The sequence below is a fragment of the Leptospira kobayashii genome (assembly GCF_003114835.2).
In the GTDB taxonomy this organism is placed as follows: domain Bacteria; phylum Spirochaetota; class Leptospiria; order Leptospirales; family Leptospiraceae; genus Leptospira_A; species Leptospira_A kobayashii.
Genome location: NZ_AP025028.1, coordinates 127,461 through 144,842, shown reverse-complemented (window position 1 = coordinate 144,842; position 17,382 = coordinate 127,461). Strand labels below are relative to the sequence as shown.

Below are 17,382 nucleotides of genomic sequence, written 5' to 3'. Positions count from 1 at the left end.
CGAACACGATTAGATGCAAATCAATTCCAACTATATTCTCGTTGATACGGCAAAAGCTTTGGAGCTTGCCCTCATCAACCTAAAACAGTCTAAAATCCTTTCTATTGACACAGAATCCTCGGGATATTACACATACTTCCCCAAAGTCTGCCTCATTCAAATCAATTCCAACGGAAAAAACTATCTGATAGACCCGCTCAAAATCACAAATTTGAAGGGTTTGGCACCATTATTTGCCGATCCTAACATTTTGAAAATTTTTCATTCCGCTCAGGATGATATCAAAGCGTTAAAACGGGATTTCGGATTCCAATTTACGAACGTTGCGGATACTATGATCAGCTCCCGACTACTTTCCATGGAACAAAGTTCTCTCGCATTCGTTGTGGAACATTATCACAAAGTTTCTCTTTCCAAAGTGGAACAAAAATCCAATTGGGAAATCCGTCCTTTACAAACGCAGCAACTTCGTTATGCGGCGTTGGATACAGCCTATCTCGAAACGATCTGGCTCAAGATGGAAGAAGAATTAAAACGTAGAAATTTATATGAAGAAGCAAAATCGGAATTCGAATTTACGGCTTCCGAAGATTATGTGGAAAAAGGCGGAGAAGGATTCCACATTGCAAAATTTCCCGACATCATAAATTTCACTCCTCTCGAACGAAGAAAGATTTTGGAACTACTTCGTTACAGGGATGAAAAAGCAAAAAAAATAAATAAAGCTCCTTTTCGTGTCTTCAATAACGACCGTTTATCGCAAGCCGTCAAAGAACAACCGAATGAAGAAAAATGTATGGAATGGTTCGGAAAAAAAGACGGTAGCGAAATTTATAAACTCTTAATCAGCGAATACAGCGATCCGATCGAGACCTCTGAATTGTCCAAACGGCATGGAGAAGACTTGAATGAAGAAGAGGACAAAAAGTTTCAAAACGCTAAAAAATGGCGCCTTCGTGTCATGCGGATCAGACGAATGGAACATTCCCTTCTTCCATCTAACAAACAATTAATTGCGATTCTGAGAGCCAACCCGCAAAACATAGAAGAACTCAAAGCACTTCACGTATTTTCGGATTGGAAAGTGGAAAATTACGGGCCTTCCCTGCTTACTGCACTCGGTGGAGTTCATAATGATTCCATGTTGAGTAAACTAGTATCCGTTCGTTCCAAAGAAGCCTTTCTCGCCAAAAAAAGAAAAAAACAAAACCACTCTCAAAAAGAGGAGTGATGTTAGATCTTCCCAATCTTTCAAATTTTCTCTCGCAGGATTGGGAAGAAAAACCAAATACGAACGAGATTATTTCCTGTGTAGTTATGCCTTTGTTCGAAGATCCGGTCCACGGGCAAGGAATCATTCTGACACAAAGAGCACTTCATCTGAAATCCCATCCGGGACAAATATCATTTCCGGGCGGAGTCCACGAAGAATCCGATCCCAATCTTTTGGAATGTGCTCTCCGGGAATGGGAAGAAGAAATGGGAGTTTCCAAAAACTCTCTTACTACTCTGGGCAGACATACCGGCCTAAGTACCAGGACAGGATTCCATATTACACCTTTTGTATGTTTGTATTCCGGAGATTTCCAATTTTCACTTAACAAAGACGAGGTGGAAAAAACGATTTTACTTCCTTTGTCCCAATTGCAGAGTTCTCCCTTTTATGCAATGTCCGTTCCCAAAAGAATTCCTTTGGATTACATCAGCTATTTTGATCTGGAAGAGGGCCTTTTGTGGGGAGCCACCTGTGAAATGATCCTTCGTTTTTTGAAAGAATTCGGCAATTTCGATCGCAAACCGAAGTTCGTAGAACCGAATCTTCCTCATCCGCCTTTTTTAAACCCGCGACTGCTCTAAGGTAATTTCCGATTCTCACCGAAGTACAATAGGTGAGTTTCCTTTCTTCACATCAAAAATCCAAACTTGTCTTCTTATGTCTCTTTTATATACTATATATCTTTGCGACTCCGATCGTTCCGACTTCACCTAACAGTAAACGATATGTTTTTATCCTGGATGCCAGCGGCTCAATGACTGAAAAATTGAATGGTGTTACCAGGATGGCGATTGCAAAAGATCAAATGATTCAATTTCTTTCCAAGCTCCCGAAAGATAATGAAGTGGGACTTGTCGCCTATGGAAATCGAATCGCAGGTTGCAATTCAGCAAGACTTTATCATCCCATCCAAAGAGGAGGGGCAAGTGCCGTTATAAACAAACTAACAGGAATTATTCCCGCAGGTTCCACACCGATTGCCGCAACGATTGATTTGGTCGGTGAGTTTCTTTTACAAACCGAGAATGAAACGGAAATTATTTTTATCAGTGATGGAATCGAAAGTTGTGAAGGAGATCCTTTGCATTCTTTGCGCATACTCAAAGACAAAGGTAAAAAATTCAATCTACAGATCATAGGAATCGATTTGGATAAAAGGGCTGAAGATGATTTGACACGTCTCGCCCTAGTGGGAAGCGGGAAGTATTTCTCCGTGAAAAAGCGGGAGGATATTGAAGATGCATTTCAGTCCATATTTTCCCCGGGTATCCCTTTCGTTCCGCCAAAGATTGTGGAATCGGAAACCGGCCCAGCTGGTATCAGAATCATCAGCATCCTCCCCTATTCGAGTCATTCCGGTTCGCAAACATTCATACTTCATTATGAGTATGATGGAATATTACCGATTACGGATTATATGGTTCATTTGAATGTTTTTTCCAAAAAGGAAGTTCATCTTACCAAAGAGCTTCCTCCCATCAGGGAAAAAAGGATCGCTGATATGGGACAAACAGATGTTCAATTCAAGGAAGGTAGAAACGGTAAGGGAAAGCTGATTTTTACCGTTGACCCAAAATCCGCCTGGGAGACTTCTCTGGAACTTTGGGCCGTGGACGATATTCCGAAAATTCTTGCCAAATCCGATACAAAACTTCTTCAGAGAGATTAAGAAACCAGCCGACATTGAAACTAATGAGACAGAATTCGACGGTTTTGATTTTCTATTTTTCGGTTTTGGTTCTATTTTTCAACTTTCCCGCCCTGGCTGCGGAACCGAAAAAAATTTCCGAAGTCTATAAGGCTGAGGAAATCAAACAGGGAAATCTGCTATTCCAAAAGGCAAATGAGTTTTTTCAGGACAGAAATTATACAAAATCCATAGAGGAATTAAAACTTTTTCTAGTGCTTTACTTACGGCATCCAAAAGAGTGGGAAGCTAGGAAATTACTTTCCAGTGCTTACAGAAAAACAAGGGATACCGTGGCACTTGCTCAAAACGAACTAATGATGTACAAAGATTACCCAAATACGGAAGAAGGACTTGATGCTTATCTCGAATCGGCACGGGCTTTTGTAAGAATGGGGAGAGAAGAAAAAGCCATCGCCATACTTAAGGATATAACAGCAAACACTTATTCTTCCAAGATCGCTCAAGAAGCGGAGATGGAACTCTCGCAATTGGAAATTTTATCGGAAGGTAAAAATAAATGAATTTTGGGAAAATATTGCCTCCCTGCTTTCCGATAATAAAATGGGCACGTCGACAAGAAAAAGCCTTAGAGTAATCCAAAGATGTCATTTTTTCAAATGGTAACCTTCCCAGCAAACTCCTACATCATTGTAGAAGGGAAGAAAGATGCGAACAATTTCTATATCATACGTGAGGGGAAAGTACGCGTTACTCGGGAGACTGCTGTGGTCGGAGAAGATCCGAACCAAGTTCTTGGACCTGGGGATTTTTTCGGAGTAGTGGCGGCGATGAGCCAACACGCTCAAATTGAATCGGCTACTTCACTTACAAATGTTTCCTTAATCTCGGTTAGTTACGACCAATTCGGCACATTGATTCAAAAATCAACAGCCGTAGCAATGAACATCATTCGATTTTTCTCGATGAAGTTGCGCCAGTTCGATACTACGATTACCCGCCTTTCCTTTCGAAATGCAGTAGAGGAAGATCCGAACGAATTATTTAAAATCGGCGAATATTACTTCCAGCAACAAAATATTCCCCATGCTACTTTTGCTTACCAAAGTTATTTAAAACATCTACCGAACGGACAATTTGTACCCCAAGCAAAATTACGTTTGCAATCCAGTAACCAACCTTTCGCCGCAGCTGCGATCGACTATACAAAGTTCAATCGCAATTACAAAGACAACGAAATGATTTTCTGCGAGCATGAACCGGGGAAAGAGCTATTCATCCTCCAACAAGGCAAAGTTAAAATCTCCAAGATCGTTAACCAAAACGAAGTTATGTTGGCCGTCCTCCAAGCTGGAGATATTTTCGGAGAGATGGCGATTTTGGACAACAAGCCCCGTTCCGCTTCCGCAATCGCATCGGGAGATGTGGAACTACTTGCCATCAACAAAGCCAACTTTGAAGGAATGGTAAAGGCGCAACCGCAACTTGCCACAAGGTTGATTACGTTATTGTCCGAAAGAATTTGGACCGCATACAAACAACTTGCAAACCTACTACTCAAAGACTCCCAAGCACGCATTGTAGATACATTGATGACTCTTGTGGAAAAAAACAGGGTGAAAGTCGCTCCCAAACAAACGATCAACTTCGAATTGGGCGCCAAAGATCTTTTAAAAATGATCGGGCTAACCGATCCGAAAGATGAATTGTTGATCGCTGAACTTATCAAACAAAACAAATTTATTCGCCTGGATCTTGGAAAAATTGTATGTTCCGACACTGCGGAGCTGGAAAAACTCGTCCAATTTTATCATAAGAAAGCACAGATGGAAAATAAACTTAAAAAGCTGAAATAAATTTCAGTTGCTTAGTTTCTAATTTGCGCACACTAGATGCGAGAGAACATGAACAACGAAAAAATACTAATTGAAGAGAAAGCTAATACGATCCGCGTTCGTTTTATGGATCAAATCCTGGACGGAAATTCGCCCGAACTCAGAGAAACACTGAGCAGTATCTTAGACAAAGATGCTACTGAAGTTTATTTAGATATGGAGAAAGTTGTAATTGTTAGTTCTTTGGGAATTTCGAGACTTCTTTCTTTTAAAAACAAAGCGGATGAGAAAAAGATAACAGTCAAAATCGTGAACATTCAGGAAAAGCTAAAAGAAACTTTGAAAAAATTGATGTTGGATCAATTTTTCGGCCTTTAAACCAACCTTCCCCAAATGCCCGTTACATGATAAGTTTGGTTTGGTTTATGCTTCCGGTTTCAAACCGTAAGATGCCAAATCGGCTTCCGTCATAATCTTAACCAATTCTTTGAATTTCACTTTAGGAACCCAACCTAACTTTTGTTTTGCTTTTTCGGGATTTCCGATCAACAATTCCACTTCTGCAGGTCGGTAGTATTTAGGATCGATTTTGACTAAAACTTTGCCGGTCTTTTTATCTTTACCGACTTCTTTGTCTTCTTTACCTTCCCAAACCACTTCAAAACCGGCGATTCGGTACGATTCTTCGATGAATTCACGAACAGTATGCATTTCATTTGTAGCTACAACATAATCGTCCGGTTTGTCTTGTTGTAACATCATCCACATCATTTGCACATAGTCCGGTGCATATCCCCAGTCGCGTTTGGAATCAATATTTCCCATAGTAATATGAGGCAATTGTCCTGCTTTTACGGCAGCAACACCAAGTGTCACTTTTCTGGTTACGAATGCTTCTCCACGTCTAGGAGATTCATGATTGAATAGAATTCCATTGGAAGCATGAAGTCCGTATGCTTCTCTATAGTTTACTACCGCCCAATATGCGTATAATTTAGCTACGGCATAAGGAGAGCGGGGATAAAACGGAGTTTTTTCCGTTTGAGGAATTTCCTGTACCAAACCGTAAAGTTCGGATGTGGACGCCTGGTAAAATCTGGATTTGATGCCTGTCTGCTTAATTGCATCTAAGATTCGTAAGGTTCCCACTCCGTCTACTTCGGCAGTGTATTCCGGAACTTCAAAAGAAACCTGAACATGGGATTGTGCGGCCAGGTTATAAATCTCTTCCGGCTGGGTTTTTTCTAAAATTCGATTTAAATTGGAGGAATCGGTCATATCCCCGTAGTGTAAAATTAAATTGGAATTTCCATGAAGGTGTTCGATACGATTTCGGTTGAATAGACTTGTTCGTCTTACGATTCCATGTACTTGGTACCCTTTTTCCAAGAGAAGTTCCGCCAAGTAAGAGCCATCTTGCCCTGTGATTCCAGTAATCAGTGCTTTTTTCATAGATAATGGGAACAGTCTTTGGAACTAAGTTTTTTGGAAAAGGAAAAATGATTTCTGGTTTTCAAGATTTTACAGGCTTCGATTGGAGGTAGGGGGGTGAAAACCACTGTCGGAGGTACCACAAAATGATTCTGAGGGGTAAAGCGGATGACCTAAATTTACGACAGGAAAACATGTAATTAATTTGTAATTATCTCGCACCGTGGAAATCCCCGGAAAGCGCGGAATGGCCGCCGAAATGCCTAAAAGCCAAGATAAATACCTCATATTCCTTCTCTTTCTACTACTTTATCTACCTGTATCGAAAATCCACTCTCAAACCGACAGCCCTTCTCCCCTTCCTACGAAAACCGATCCGAAAAAGACAATCGTTGCCAAAGAAGAGAAGCTAAATTCGGAAAAACCGGCAAAAGTCCGTATGGCATTTGGAAAAGGTTTGGATTTTGAATCTCCCGACGAAGATGCGTCTCTTAATCTCCGTTTGCGCTTTCAGGGAAGATACACCCAGGGAAATTCCACAAACCCGGACAGTGATCCTACGGAACTACAACTGAGAAGGGCTAGAATTGCCCTACGAGGTTATGTCATGAACAAAGATTGGCAATACTATATGCAGTTGGGTTTTTCCGACCAAGATATGGAAAAAGACAGGCCGGTCCCTTTGAGGGATGCAGTTCTAACATATGCTAAATATAGAGATTTCAATATTTCGGGTGGACAGATGAAAGTTCCTTTCAACCGGGAAAGAGTAATCTCCGACGGCATACAAGAGTTTGTCGACCGAACCATTTCGAATGGGGAATTGAATTTGGATCGGGATGTAGGTGCTCAGGTATTTTCCAATAATTTTCTGGGATTGAATCATTTCGGTTATAATGTGGGGGTATTCGGAGGTGACGGAAGAAATAAAACATCCGGCTCACCTGGGGTCTTAAGCATCGCCAAACTAACATATTATCCTTTAGGTTGTTATACGGATACAGGAGAGCCTGACCTGGATTATTCTACAACGCCCAAACTTTCCTTTTCCGTCTTCGGGGCGAAAAACGTAAATTCGAACAGAACACTCTCAACCTTCGGTGATACATATGATTTTGCCCGGTTTACCTACAATCATTCCGGCGCAGAGTTTGTATTGAAGTGGCAGGGATTTTCTCTTTCAGGAGAATACTTGGTACGTGATGCGGATGCTCCTTATCGGGAAAAGGAAATAGGCAGTCAATTGAAACGGGAATACTCGAGATCCGCTCGAGGAGAAATGATTCAATTCGGTTATTTACTGACGCAAAAATTGGGAGTAGCATTTCGTTTTTCAGAATACTATCCTATTGCAAAAACGGATCCCACCCTTACCTACAGCCGGGAAAGAGGGATTGCTTTTTCTTATTATATCCAAGATCATAACTTAAAAATCCAAGCTGACTACTCGCACCAAGACGGTGAAGTAAGTCAAAACTACGGCTCGGAACAATTCCGAGTTCAGATGCAAATTTATTTATGATCATAACCAAACGAATATTAGATTTATTTTTCTGCACACAAACAAATCGGAAAAAAATTCTTTCCGTATTTTGTATTGTTACCTCCTTATTAAGTTTGTCTCTTCTTTCCCAAACCAAATCGAAACTTGTTTCTCAAACCCATATTGAAAACGGATTTGATGATCTGACTTTATGGGAAACCAAAAACGATTTGCCGGTGATCGCAGGGATCCAGTATCAAACAGGGTTGCTGCATTTTTTAAGTCCCACAGAACAAGGATTTGTTGGCAATATAGAAGCGCATTATTTTTCAGAGCCTGAACTAAAAAAGGAAATTTTAACAGGAAAGGAATCGGCTATTTATTTTCCTTACGGAGGAGAATCTTTTTCTCCGGACTACGCCGGAGATTCGTTCGGTGCCAGATGGATCGGCAAAATCAAATCTTCCTATTCCGAAAAGTATAAATTTACCACAAGAACGGACGATGGAACCAGACTTTGGGTAGATGGAAAACTCATCATTGATCAATGGAAGGATATGGGTACCTCCGAATTTTCAGGAGAACTCGCTTTAACAGCAGGCAAAGAATACAATCTGAAAATGGAATACTATGACCGGGGTGGGGATGCCTATGCGGAACTTCTTTGGGAGAGCCCGTCCTTTTCCAAGTCCACCATCCGAAAGATCGGATCCTTGGATTACGGATATTCCTTGGTCACTCCGTTCGGCACGGAAACAAACTGGGATGCAAATTATTTCAAAGGAAGGGAATTCAAAGAACCGATTTTAAAAAACAAAACTGATGTTTTGAATTTTATATCAAGTGCAGAACCGTTTACAAAAGGAGTTCCGCTTGAAAATTTTTGTGCAAGGTTTTCTTCCTTTCTACAAGTTCCCGTAACAGGAGATTATACTTTTTTTGTCACAAGCGATGACGGAGTTCGGGTAAAAATAGCCAACCAAACTCTAATTGATCAGTGGACTTGGATGGGGCCGACCGAGTTCTCGGAAACCACCAAACTGAATGAAGGTGATCCTGTACCGATTGAAATCGAATACTTTCAAGGAGGGGGAGGCAAATATTTGAAATTGGAATGGCAAGGACCCGGATTTGTGAGAACCTTACTCGGAGCCAAAGGAAAAAAAGAAAGATTCGCCACAGCAGTTCCTCTTCCTCTTTACCCGGGCAAAGTATTTTCTTACGACTTGAATTCGGATAATAAAAAAGATCTGGTTTTTACGCATCCGACTTACTCAGGTAAGGTTTCGATTGCGTTCCAAAACAAATTCGGTTTTTTAAAAAATCCAATCGAGTTGAAAGTAGGAAAAGATCCGAGCGAAATTCTATTTCTGGATTTGGACAATGATTTGGATATTGATATGATCGTTCGTTCCAAATCGGATTCGCAATTTTATATTCTTTGGAATGAGAGAGATTCCTTTCGTGCGGAACCCGGACCCAAATGGAAAGAACCGATTCAAAATATAAAAATACTTCCCTCCTATTCCAAACCGAACCCGAATGAATCGGATTACATTGTCTTAGGAACAAAGAACGGTGATTATGTGAAAACAAAATGGAAAAAATCAAATACCTGGACTGAATTCGAATCTATTTCCCAGCAAGAATCGAAAGAAATCAAAGAAATGATTTCAAAGGATACCGTCTTATCTTCTTCCGAAAAAAAATGCATATCACATCAAAAACAAGAAATCTGTTACGATAAAGCCAAACAAGAAGTTCAAATTTTCGAATAGAGCCTAAAGAGAAATTACATCCTCGATCACTTTCGCCGAACGGGGAGAAAGTGGAAACGGTCTACCGAAAGAATTCGGAAGCGAAGCGTCCGGGTCTACTCCCGAAGCATAATGTATGCTTGAAATCAAATCCCGTAGATGATAAGCTTCGCTTGATTTGGCAGGTCTTTCCCCTTTTTCGTCGGATTCTCCCAACACAAATCCTTTTTCAAAAGGGCCTCCTCCGAGAAGGCTCGTCCAAACTCTGGGATGATGGTCTCTTCCGTCCCGGCTTCCCACATCGGGAGTTCGTCCGAATTCAGTGCTGAGGAAAAATACAGTCTGGGATAATAAACCGCTCGCTGCCAAATCTTCAATCAATGCAGCAATGCCTTGATCCGTTTCGCTCATGATTTTCGCAATTTGCGCCTTATTGTTATTATGCGTATCCCAACCACCGATGGATATTTGAATGAAAGGAACTTCTTTTTCGGCCAATCTTTTCGCCATTAGCAATGATTTACCTTGCCAGCTTGTGCCATAACGAGCCTTAGTTGCTTCGGATTCTTTGGTAAGATCAAAGCTGGCGAGTCGTGAAGAATTTCTAAATTCATCCGCAGCTTTCACCATCTCGGACCAAAGTTTCAATTGAGGAGAATTGTTTCTAAGTCCGAACTCTGAATTCATCATTTCCAAAATGTCCTTTCTTCGAACCAGTCTTTCGTCTTTGTATTTTCCGGACGAAGGAACCAAATGATTGATAGGATTGTCCAGGTTGCCGATATGAAAACCCGCATAGGGAACACCCAAAAAGCCGGAATTTCCGATCCGTCCGCTTCGACTTCCCATCGTAACGTAGGAAGGAAAATAAGAACCTTTTTCATTTCTCTTTTTGGAATAAGCAAACACCGATCCGAAATGAGGAATGTCGGGAAATCCCATTCCTTCCGGCATACGATAACCTGTGTTTAAGAGATATTGCCCGAACCCATGATCTCCGTCTTCACTCCAAGTGCTCCTAACAATTCCTAGGTGTTTGAATTGTTTGGCCGTTTTGGCAAAGGGTTCCAATACATTGATTCCGGGAATGGTAGATGCCACTTTGGAAAAGGAACTATTCGCTTTCGGATCCAAGGTATCCACATGACTCATACCTCCTTCCATATTGATGAATATGATGGATTTGACCGGAGAGCTATGAGTGAATTCTCCTTCCTGTTCTGCGTCCTCTGCCTCTTTTGAAAACAGGGAATGTGCCGGTAAGGAAGCCATAAAAGCCCCCGCGAGAATCCCCATACTTTTTTTGAGAAATAACTTTCTTTCGTATGAATTCATATTAATTGACATGCAAAAACTCCTGACTATTTAAGATCGCCCAGGAAAGATCCTGCAATATTTCCCGATCGTACACATTGTCCGGTTTGAGTAATTGTTTGATCAATACATCCTGTTCCGATTTATGCATATGTCGTCCGAGAAGTGTAAAATAAATATGATCCATCGTCTTCGTCATGGATTTGGTTTCGTCGAATTTTTTCTTGGGGAAAGAATCGTTTCCTCCAAAATCCCAGGTGATCTTTCCGGTAACCCGTCCGTTTAATAGAGTTAACACCTGTTCAATTGTAATTTCAGAAAAGTCATCATCTATATCCGTTCTGGAACCTGATCCGAATACTGCTAAAAAACTATGATAAGGTGCGGGGCGTTCCACTTCGATAGCGGTCGTGATGTCTTTGGGTTGATCTTTCGGAGTACGAACCGTTCCCATTCCCGATAGATCGATGGATTCCAAATTTCCCAAATCATCCAAAGGAACGATCTTTCTTTCCCAAATTCCACTTAGCGACAAAGTATTTGAAGCTTTGATCAAGGAGTTTAATAATTGATCGGGATTCAATCTTTGAGATGCAAAATAACGGATGGAATCCTCGGGATCGGGATCTTTCGGCGCCGGATAAGAGCGCGCATACGCGTCTGAAGAGACGATGTATAAAATCAAATCCTTGATTCTGTATTCCTGCTTTACAAATACCTGATCCAGATGATTTAAAATTTCTTCGCCTTGTAGTTTCGTGTCCGCATTCCAATCGTCTAACGGAGTGAAGAAGCTCCATCCCATCAGCTCGGTCCAAATGCGATTGATTATGACTTTTCGAAAACGGTCATTCTTTCTATCCGTTAGCCAATTCGAAAAAACCTTTCTTCTATCTTCTCCCGGTTTTAATTTCGGTTCCGTCCCGTCTAAAAATTTCGGACGAACCAAATCTCCTCCGGGAGCGTCATCCGTATGGGGAAAACGTAAACCCAACTTCGGTTGGTTGTAAAGTGTGACGTATTTGAGTTCATGTTTCTTTTGATATGCCTTCCTCTCCTCTTCCGTCCACTTGTTCCAATTTTCACGATACCATTCGTTATTTTTGTCTTGCAAAGTTTTCAGATCCGCAGTCGGTAAATGTTCCTCTAATTCTCTCGGAACATAAGCTACATCCTGGCCTTTGAATTTATCCGAATCAAAGGACCAATCCTGTACAAACTGTTGGCTGAAAAAGGCTGCCACCGCATAATAATCCCTTCTGGTAAAATCCTTGATAAAGGGATGATCATGACATCTGGCGCATCCGACTCGTTTAGCATAAAACAGGCGACCTACGTATTCGGCCACCTGCAAAGGATCGGCATTATCCCTGATATAGAATCCTGTTGCAGGGTTTTCCGCAAGATTGCCTTGTGAATTCATCATTTCCCCTACCAGCACATCATAGGGTTTATTCGAATGAAGCGAATCCGCCAAATACTTGTAAAATGCTCCGGTCGGAGCCTTTCTTGTTTTTGTTTTATCTCTGAATAAAGATGCGAATTTCATTCCCCAGTATTCCGCAAATCCCGGATCGCGCAGATAATTGATCGAGTAATTGATTACTCTGGCTTCCGGATCGGAAGAAGCAAAATCACCGAGCTCGGCAGGAGAAGGAATGGTTCCTTTCAAATGAAGAGCTAACCTACGCAATACGACGGAATCTTCGGCGAGTTTTATTTTCGGAGATAATTTTTTATAAAAAACATCCAAAGGATGCGAACTGGAAGATGCTCCTGTATTTACAGATACAATGTACGTTATTGAAAATAGCAAAGCCGATATGGTTAAAATTTTAGGTAATAAATTCTTTCCATTATTTTTAAAGTAGGGCATAGGATGATTCTACCCATCAAGTGAGAGACGGGAAATAAAATATTTTTCTTGCAAAACATTATTTTTGCATCATAAAGCATTGGCGATGGCTGAAGAAAAAATTTATGAGATGCTTTGGGATTGCGAGTTTTGCAGTTCTAAAAAACTTCTGGGAAAAACACATAGGCATTGTCCTAATTGCGGTGCTACACAAGATCCCACTCGAAGATATTTTCCTTCTGATTCTGAAAAAGTTGCGGTTCAAGATCACGTATATTTCGGAGCTGATAAGGTTTGTACCTTTTGCAGCACACCCAACGGTGCAAAAGCTGTTTTCTGCGGAAACTGCGGAGGCTCTCTTGAAGGAGCAAAGGATGTATCGCGTCGTACGGACCAAGGTGTCGGAGTTGAAGATAGTGTTCAGGTAGCCAAACAAGATTTTGAAAATCAAAAGATAATAAGTGAAGGTGGAACTCCTCCGCCTGCGCAGGAAGATCTTGCTTTTAAGGATTCAAAGTTCATCAAACCTCATCCCAAAACTCCGAAATGGGTTTTATGGACGTTGGGTAGCATCTTATTCGGAACAATCGGATTTATTTGCGTGGGGGTTCTTTGGACGGAAAAAGTCACCTTGAAAGTTGCAAAACATGAATGGTCCCGTTCCATCGACATAGAAAGATTCAAACCCGTTTCGGACTCTTCCTGGTGCGACTCTATGCCGAGCAATGCCTACAGTGTTAGTCGACGTTCGGAAGTCCGCAGTCATAGACAAGTTGCCGACGGACAGGAATGCCATACAGTTCGTTCGGATAAAGGAGACGGAACTTATTCGGAAAGTGAAAGTTGTTCGACCAAATACAGAAGCGAGCCTGTCTATGATAGTAAATGTTATTATACTGTAGATAAATGGGCTTTTGAAAGAGCTTCAACCGCAAAAGGAGTCGGTATTGCAGAAGAACCGTATTGGCCGGTTCCTCAGTATCAATCCTGCTCGGGATCTATCGGCTGTGAGAGGTTAGGTGCAAAAAAGGAATCTTATATAGTTCATTTCGAAGAAGAATCGGGTGAAACCAAAGGAGAAAAACACGATTGCGATCTTGATCAGGCAAAATGGAAACAGTATAACCCCAAAACATTATATCAATCGGACAAGAGCGTCATTTTTAATTATATAACATGTGATTCGATTGTGGAATCGGAATCAATACAGGAGTACTAAGTTATGGACCAAGCATGGTTGCAATCAACGCTCGAACGTTTCCAATCGGAAGAAGGACCCGTTCGTAAATTTTTAAAAGAAACTTCTCTTTTTGCAGAAGCATTTGCCAATCAGGAATTCGATAAAACAAATGAATTGGTTCGAAAAGAAATTACAAATAAACTTTCCAGCTTCAAAGAATCTTTTCGTAAACTGGAAGAGAATTTCGTAGTAAAAGCGCAAATCCAAAACATCGGAAAAACAACGCCTGCTTTGAATACCTTGGAACGGGTGTTAATGAAAATTTCATCCGCCGGTTTCGGGCTGAACGGATTGGGAAGCGGATTCAAAGCAACCACTGCAGAATTGGAATCATTATTAAAACATGATTTTGGAATTTTGGAAAAATTGGGACAGTTGGAATTGGACGTGACTCAGAAACTTTCCACTTGGTTTTCCGAAAACCCGGAATCGGCGATTCAAAATGTAGTTACTTCGATCGAAGGAATCGAAAAAGAATTCGAAGCAAGAAACAACATTTTTCTAAAGAAATAATTATCAACTAACAAGGAAAATAACATGGCATTGATAGATCGGATAAAATTTGAAGGAAAGCCGAATGAAATCGTTTGGAAATACCCCTCGGACGAAATCAGCACTGCGGGACAATTGATCGTAGATGAAGGACTCGAAGCGGTATTTTTCAAAGAAGGAAAGGCGCTGGATACATTCGGTTCGGGAACCCATACTTTAAAAACGGGAAATATTCCGATCCTGGAAGCGTTGGTCAATCTTCCTTTCGGAGGAAAAACTCCTTTCACCGCCGAAGTATATTATATCAACAAAGGTATCTTTGCAATGAAATGGGGAACCAACACCCCCATTCCTTTGGAAGATCCGAAATATAAAATCGTTCTCAATATACGGGCGTTTGGTGATTATAAATTTAGAATCAAAGACTCCAAACCGTTCTTAATCAATGTTGTGAAAGCCGGAAACAGAACTACCAACGAAGCGATCGATGAATTTTTAAAACCGAATATTGTTCGCAGTATCGGAGATTTTATTTCCGAAGTCATTCTGAACAATAATACTTCCGTTGTGGAGATTAATAAGTACCGGGACGAAAGTTCCACTGCGGGAAGAGTAAAACTATCTCCGGAATTCGAAAAATACGGCCTTGAACTTACCGAATTCAACGTATCTTCCGTAAATTTCGACCAACAAGATCCGAATTATCAACGAATTCAAAAAATCATCACTGACAAATTCGAAATTGATACGTTAGGTGATAAGTATCAACAGAAAAAGATGTTCGATATCGGACAGGCTTCTGCTGAAAACCAAGGCCAGGGCGGTGGCGCTATGGGTGCAGGCATGGGAATGGGTATGGGGATGAATATGGGTCAGATGATGGGGAATATGATGAACCAGAATTCACAAAACCAAGGTCAGGCGGCTCCGGCGGCAAATGATCCTGCCGCAAGAATTGCAAAACTAAAAGGTTTATTGGATCAGGGACTCATTACTGCCGAGGAATTTGAAACGAAGAAGAAGGAAATCCTTTCTTCGATATGATTACATTCGGTCTTTTGGTAGTGGCGATCCTACCCGGATTTGTTATAGTCCAACGCTACTATTCAAAAGACCATTTGCAAAAAGAACCGATCGGAGTCATCTTACGCTCGTTCTTCTGGGGAGCAGCGTTGGTGATCCCCGCCGGATTCACTGAAAGTTTTCTTTCCACTGGTGAAGCCCAAATATCAGCCTCTTCTCTTGCAATCCACTACTTTTTAGTAGTTGCGCTTACGGAAGAAGTGTGCAAGTACATTGCTATTCGTCTTTATTCTGCAAATCATTATGCATTCAACGAACATTTCGACGGAATCGTTTACGGTGCTGCGGTAGGTGGAGGATTTGCCACTTTTGAGAATATTTTTTATGTTATGAATCATGGATTTGCAGTAGGAATTCTTCGTGCCTTTTTATCCGTTCCGGGACACATACTTTGGGGGGCTATAATAGGTCATTGGATTGCGAAAGCAAAGATGGAAAAAACAAATGGAATTTTTTGTTTTATTTTCGGTGTAGGTATCTCTACATTCCTACATGGAGGTTTTGATTTTATTTTAAACTTCGGAGCCGCAGCTTTGTTCGGGGCACCCGTATTCGTATTAACCCCACTTTTGTTAGTTAGACGGTATACGAAAACCGCATTGGAAAAAGATCATTTGTTATTGAATGCAATGGAAGCGAAAGAAGGATCGGAGGCGGTGGAAAGATCCGTAATCAAAATAGGAACACCGATTGAGCTTCCGAAATTCATTATATCACTATTTCGAACGCTACTTTACGCCTTATCCTGGTTATTTGCTCTTTTTTCCATCGTTCTGTTTTTATTTTGTTTTTATGATTTTTATTACGGAGAAGATTCAAACTTTGAAACCTGGATGTTTTCCATCCCGGCTCTTTCCGTATTTTTGAGCATTAGCTTAGGAGTCTGGGGCAAAAAATTTTCATCGGTTTCCAAATGATAAGTTTCAATTTATGGAAAAGCAAAATCCGCTAAGATAGACTCGCCATCTCTTCCGGCCATTTATTCCGAATTTCCAAAATCTCAGGCATCGCTTTGATGAAAAGTTCGGTCAATTGGGGATCAAAATGAGTTCCGGACTCTTTTCGTAAAAAATCAATTGCATCCGGAATATCCCATGCCTTTTTATATGGACGAACCGTTGTTAAAGCATCAAATACGTCGGCCACCGCAATGATCCTTCCCTCAATCGGGATTTTTTCTCCCTTTAGCCCGTAAGGATAACCGGTTCCGTCGAACTTTTCATGATGAGTGAGTGCAATGGTTCTAGCAAGTTTAAGAATACTCGATTTATGATCTCCTATGATCTCTGCACCGATTTCGGGATGTTTTTTCATAACTTCCCATTCTTCCGGAGAAAGTTTTCCCGGCTTTTGTATGATATTATCGGGAATTCCGATCTTTCCTACATCGTGCATTGGTGCAGCGTTTAATATATCTTCGGCGGCTTCGGTCGTATAACCGAAAGCTAACGCTAAAACCTGAGAATAATGACTCATACGAATGACATGCATTCCCGTTTCATTGTCTTTATATTCGGATGCCATTCCCAATCTTTGCACAATTTGCAAACGGGTTGCTTTTACTTCATTGATATCCACAAGAGACAAATGAGTTCGAACTCTTGCTTTTACAATCGGAGGACTTACCGGCTTGGTAATATAGTCTACGGCACCTAAATTGAATCCGATTTCTTCGTCTTCCACTTCCGACATGGCAGTCACAAAAATAATGGGAATCGACTTAGTAACAGGCTTTGATTTTAAAGTTTTACAAACCTCATGCCCTGTGAGATCGGGCATCATCACATCAAGCAAGATAAGGTTCGGATCTTCCTGTATGGCCAGTTCAATCGCTCTGGCTCCGTCTTTTGCAAATAATAATTCATATTCATCTTGAAGAATTTGCTTTAATACCTGTAAGTTGGCCGGTTCATCGTCAACGATTAGTATTTTCGGAATGGAACTATTCTGTATTTTTCCCTTCATTGT

Annotated in this window: 16 protein-coding genes; 12 read left to right on the top strand and 4 right to left on the bottom strand. The window is 41.0% G+C overall.

From position 1 onward, the window contains the following. Positions 1-13: 13 nt before the first annotated feature. From DI077_RS00695 to DI077_RS00670, 6 genes are all read left to right on the top strand, one after another. Positions 14-1,231, top strand: a complete 1,218-nt coding sequence (locus DI077_RS00695) for a ribonuclease D (RefSeq protein ID WP_109021818.1) — start codon at positions 14-16, stop codon at positions 1,229-1,231. Then, positions 1,231-1,857 (top strand): NUDIX hydrolase, encoded by a 627-nt coding sequence (locus DI077_RS00690; RefSeq protein ID WP_109021817.1) that lies wholly within the window; start codon positions 1,231-1,233, stop codon positions 1,855-1,857. Before DI077_RS00695 ends, DI077_RS00690 begins: the two co-directional genes overlap by 1 nt. A gap of 32 nt (positions 1,858-1,889) precedes the next feature. Beyond that, entirely contained in the window at positions 1,890-2,945 is a 1,056-nt protein-coding gene (locus DI077_RS00685) for a vWA domain-containing protein (RefSeq protein ID WP_109021816.1), read from the top strand. 23 nt (positions 2,946-2,968) lie between these two features. Beyond that, complete coding sequence (locus DI077_RS00680) at positions 2,969-3,487, top strand: tetratricopeptide repeat protein (RefSeq protein ID WP_109021815.1); 519 nt, start codon at positions 2,969-2,971, stop codon at positions 3,485-3,487. A gap of 81 nt (positions 3,488-3,568) precedes the next feature. Continuing rightward, positions 3,569-4,780, top strand: a complete 1,212-nt coding sequence (locus DI077_RS00675; protein ID WP_109021814.1) for a Crp/Fnr family transcriptional regulator — start codon at positions 3,569-3,571, stop codon at positions 4,778-4,780. A gap of 48 nt (positions 4,781-4,828) precedes the next feature. Further along, positions 4,829-5,137, top strand: a complete 309-nt coding sequence (locus DI077_RS00670; protein WP_109021813.1) for an STAS domain-containing protein — start codon at positions 4,829-4,831, stop codon at positions 5,135-5,137. Positions 5,138-5,182: 45 nt separating this feature from the next. Here the strand turns inward: DI077_RS00670 and gmd are convergent, their stop codons facing one another. Beyond that, positions 5,183-6,211 (bottom strand): GDP-mannose 4,6-dehydratase, encoded by a 1,029-nt coding sequence (gene gmd, locus DI077_RS00665; RefSeq protein WP_109021812.1) that lies wholly within the window; start codon positions 6,209-6,211, stop codon positions 5,183-5,185. A 238-nt stretch (positions 6,212-6,449) separates the two neighbouring features. On the opposite strand from gmd, the gene DI077_RS00660 reads away from it, so the two are divergent. After that, positions 6,450-7,712: a porin gene (locus tag DI077_RS00660; protein WP_167837209.1), complete on the top strand. Its 1,263-nt coding sequence runs from the start codon at positions 6,450-6,452 to the stop codon at positions 7,710-7,712. Further along, positions 7,709-9,451, top strand: coding sequence for a PA14 domain-containing protein (locus DI077_RS00655; RefSeq protein WP_109021810.1), 1,743 nt, complete (start codon positions 7,709-7,711; stop codon positions 9,449-9,451). Before DI077_RS00660 ends, DI077_RS00655 begins: the two co-directional genes overlap by 4 nt. A 3-nt stretch (positions 9,452-9,454) precedes the next feature. Here DI077_RS00655 and DI077_RS00650 read toward each other — a convergent pair whose 3' ends face one another. Together DI077_RS00650 and DI077_RS00645 are read right to left on the bottom strand one after the other, a co-directional pair. Further along, a complete protein-coding gene (locus DI077_RS00650) occupies positions 9,455-10,777 on the bottom strand; it encodes a DUF1501 domain-containing protein (RefSeq protein WP_242935296.1) in 1,323 nt (440 codons plus the stop codon). Then, the gene (locus DI077_RS00645) at positions 10,767-12,620 is read right to left on the bottom strand and encodes a DUF1553 domain-containing protein (protein WP_109021808.1); all 1,854 of its coding nucleotides are present in this window, start codon (positions 12,618-12,620) and stop codon (positions 10,767-10,769) included. The genes DI077_RS00650 and DI077_RS00645 overlap by 11 nt, the downstream gene beginning before the upstream one ends. 85 nt (positions 12,621-12,705) lie before the next feature. Between DI077_RS00645 and DI077_RS00640 the strand changes: the two genes are divergently transcribed. The 4 genes from DI077_RS00640 to DI077_RS00625 are packed head-to-tail and all read left to right on the top strand — an operon-like array spanning position 12,706 to position 16,331. Next, positions 12,706-13,818: a hypothetical protein gene (locus DI077_RS00640; protein ID WP_109022188.1), complete on the top strand. Its 1,113-nt coding sequence runs from the start codon at positions 12,706-12,708 to the stop codon at positions 13,816-13,818. Between the two features lie 3 nt (positions 13,819-13,821). Continuing rightward, a complete protein-coding gene (locus DI077_RS00635; protein ID WP_109021807.1) occupies positions 13,822-14,352 on the top strand; it encodes an LIMLP_15305 family protein in 531 nt (176 codons plus the stop codon). A gap of 24 nt (positions 14,353-14,376) precedes the next feature. Next, on the top strand, positions 14,377-15,375 hold the full coding sequence (locus DI077_RS00630; protein WP_109021806.1) for an SPFH domain-containing protein: 999 nt from the start codon (positions 14,377-14,379) through the stop codon (positions 15,373-15,375). Continuing rightward, the gene (locus tag DI077_RS00625) at positions 15,372-16,331 is read left to right on the top strand and encodes a PrsW family intramembrane metalloprotease (protein WP_109021805.1); all 960 of its coding nucleotides are present in this window, start codon (positions 15,372-15,374) and stop codon (positions 16,329-16,331) included. The genes DI077_RS00630 and DI077_RS00625 overlap by 4 nt, the downstream gene beginning before the upstream one ends. A gap of 31 nt (positions 16,332-16,362) precedes the next feature. Here the strand turns inward: DI077_RS00625 and DI077_RS00620 are convergent, their stop codons facing one another. Further along, entirely contained in the window at positions 16,363-17,379 is a 1,017-nt protein-coding gene (locus tag DI077_RS00620; protein ID WP_109021804.1) for a response regulator, read from the bottom strand. Positions 17,380-17,382: the final 3 nt, after the last annotated feature.

Bases quoted from the DNA above. Each gene is read 5' to 3' on its own strand.
- DI077_RS00695 (WP_109021818.1), top strand. From the start codon at position 14: ATGCAAATCAATTCCAACTATATTCTCGTTGATACGGCAAAAGCTTTG.
- DI077_RS00690 (WP_109021817.1), top strand. From the start codon at position 1,231: ATGTTAGATCTTCCCAATCTTTCAAATTTTCTCTCGCAGGATTGGGAA.
- DI077_RS00680 (WP_109021815.1), top strand. From the start codon at position 2,969: ATGAGACAGAATTCGACGGTTTTGATTTTCTATTTTTCGGTTTTGGTT.
- DI077_RS00675 (WP_109021814.1), top strand. From the start codon at position 3,569: ATGTCATTTTTTCAAATGGTAACCTTCCCAGCAAACTCCTACATCATT.
- DI077_RS00670 (WP_109021813.1), top strand. From the start codon at position 4,829: ATGAACAACGAAAAAATACTAATTGAAGAGAAAGCTAATACGATCCGC.
- gmd (WP_109021812.1), bottom strand. From the start codon at position 6,211: ATGAAAAAAGCACTGATTACTGGAATCACAGGGCAAGATGGCTCTTAC.
- DI077_RS00660 (WP_167837209.1), top strand. From the start codon at position 6,450: ATGCCTAAAAGCCAAGATAAATACCTCATATTCCTTCTCTTTCTACTA.
- DI077_RS00655 (WP_109021810.1), top strand. From the start codon at position 7,709: ATGATCATAACCAAACGAATATTAGATTTATTTTTCTGCACACAAACA.
- DI077_RS00650 (WP_242935296.1), bottom strand. From the start codon at position 10,777: ATGTCAATTAATATGAATTCATACGAAAGAAAGTTATTTCTCAAAAAA.
- DI077_RS00645 (WP_109021808.1), bottom strand. From the start codon at position 12,620: ATGCCCTACTTTAAAAATAATGGAAAGAATTTATTACCTAAAATTTTA.
- DI077_RS00640 (WP_109022188.1), top strand. From the start codon at position 12,706: ATGGCTGAAGAAAAAATTTATGAGATGCTTTGGGATTGCGAGTTTTGC.
- DI077_RS00635 (WP_109021807.1), top strand. From the start codon at position 13,822: ATGGACCAAGCATGGTTGCAATCAACGCTCGAACGTTTCCAATCGGAA.
- DI077_RS00630 (WP_109021806.1), top strand. From the start codon at position 14,377: ATGGCATTGATAGATCGGATAAAATTTGAAGGAAAGCCGAATGAAATC.
- DI077_RS00625 (WP_109021805.1), top strand. From the start codon at position 15,372: ATGATTACATTCGGTCTTTTGGTAGTGGCGATCCTACCCGGATTTGTT.
- DI077_RS00620 (WP_109021804.1), bottom strand. From the start codon at position 17,379: ATGAAGGGAAAAATACAGAATAGTTCCATTCCGAAAATACTAATCGTT.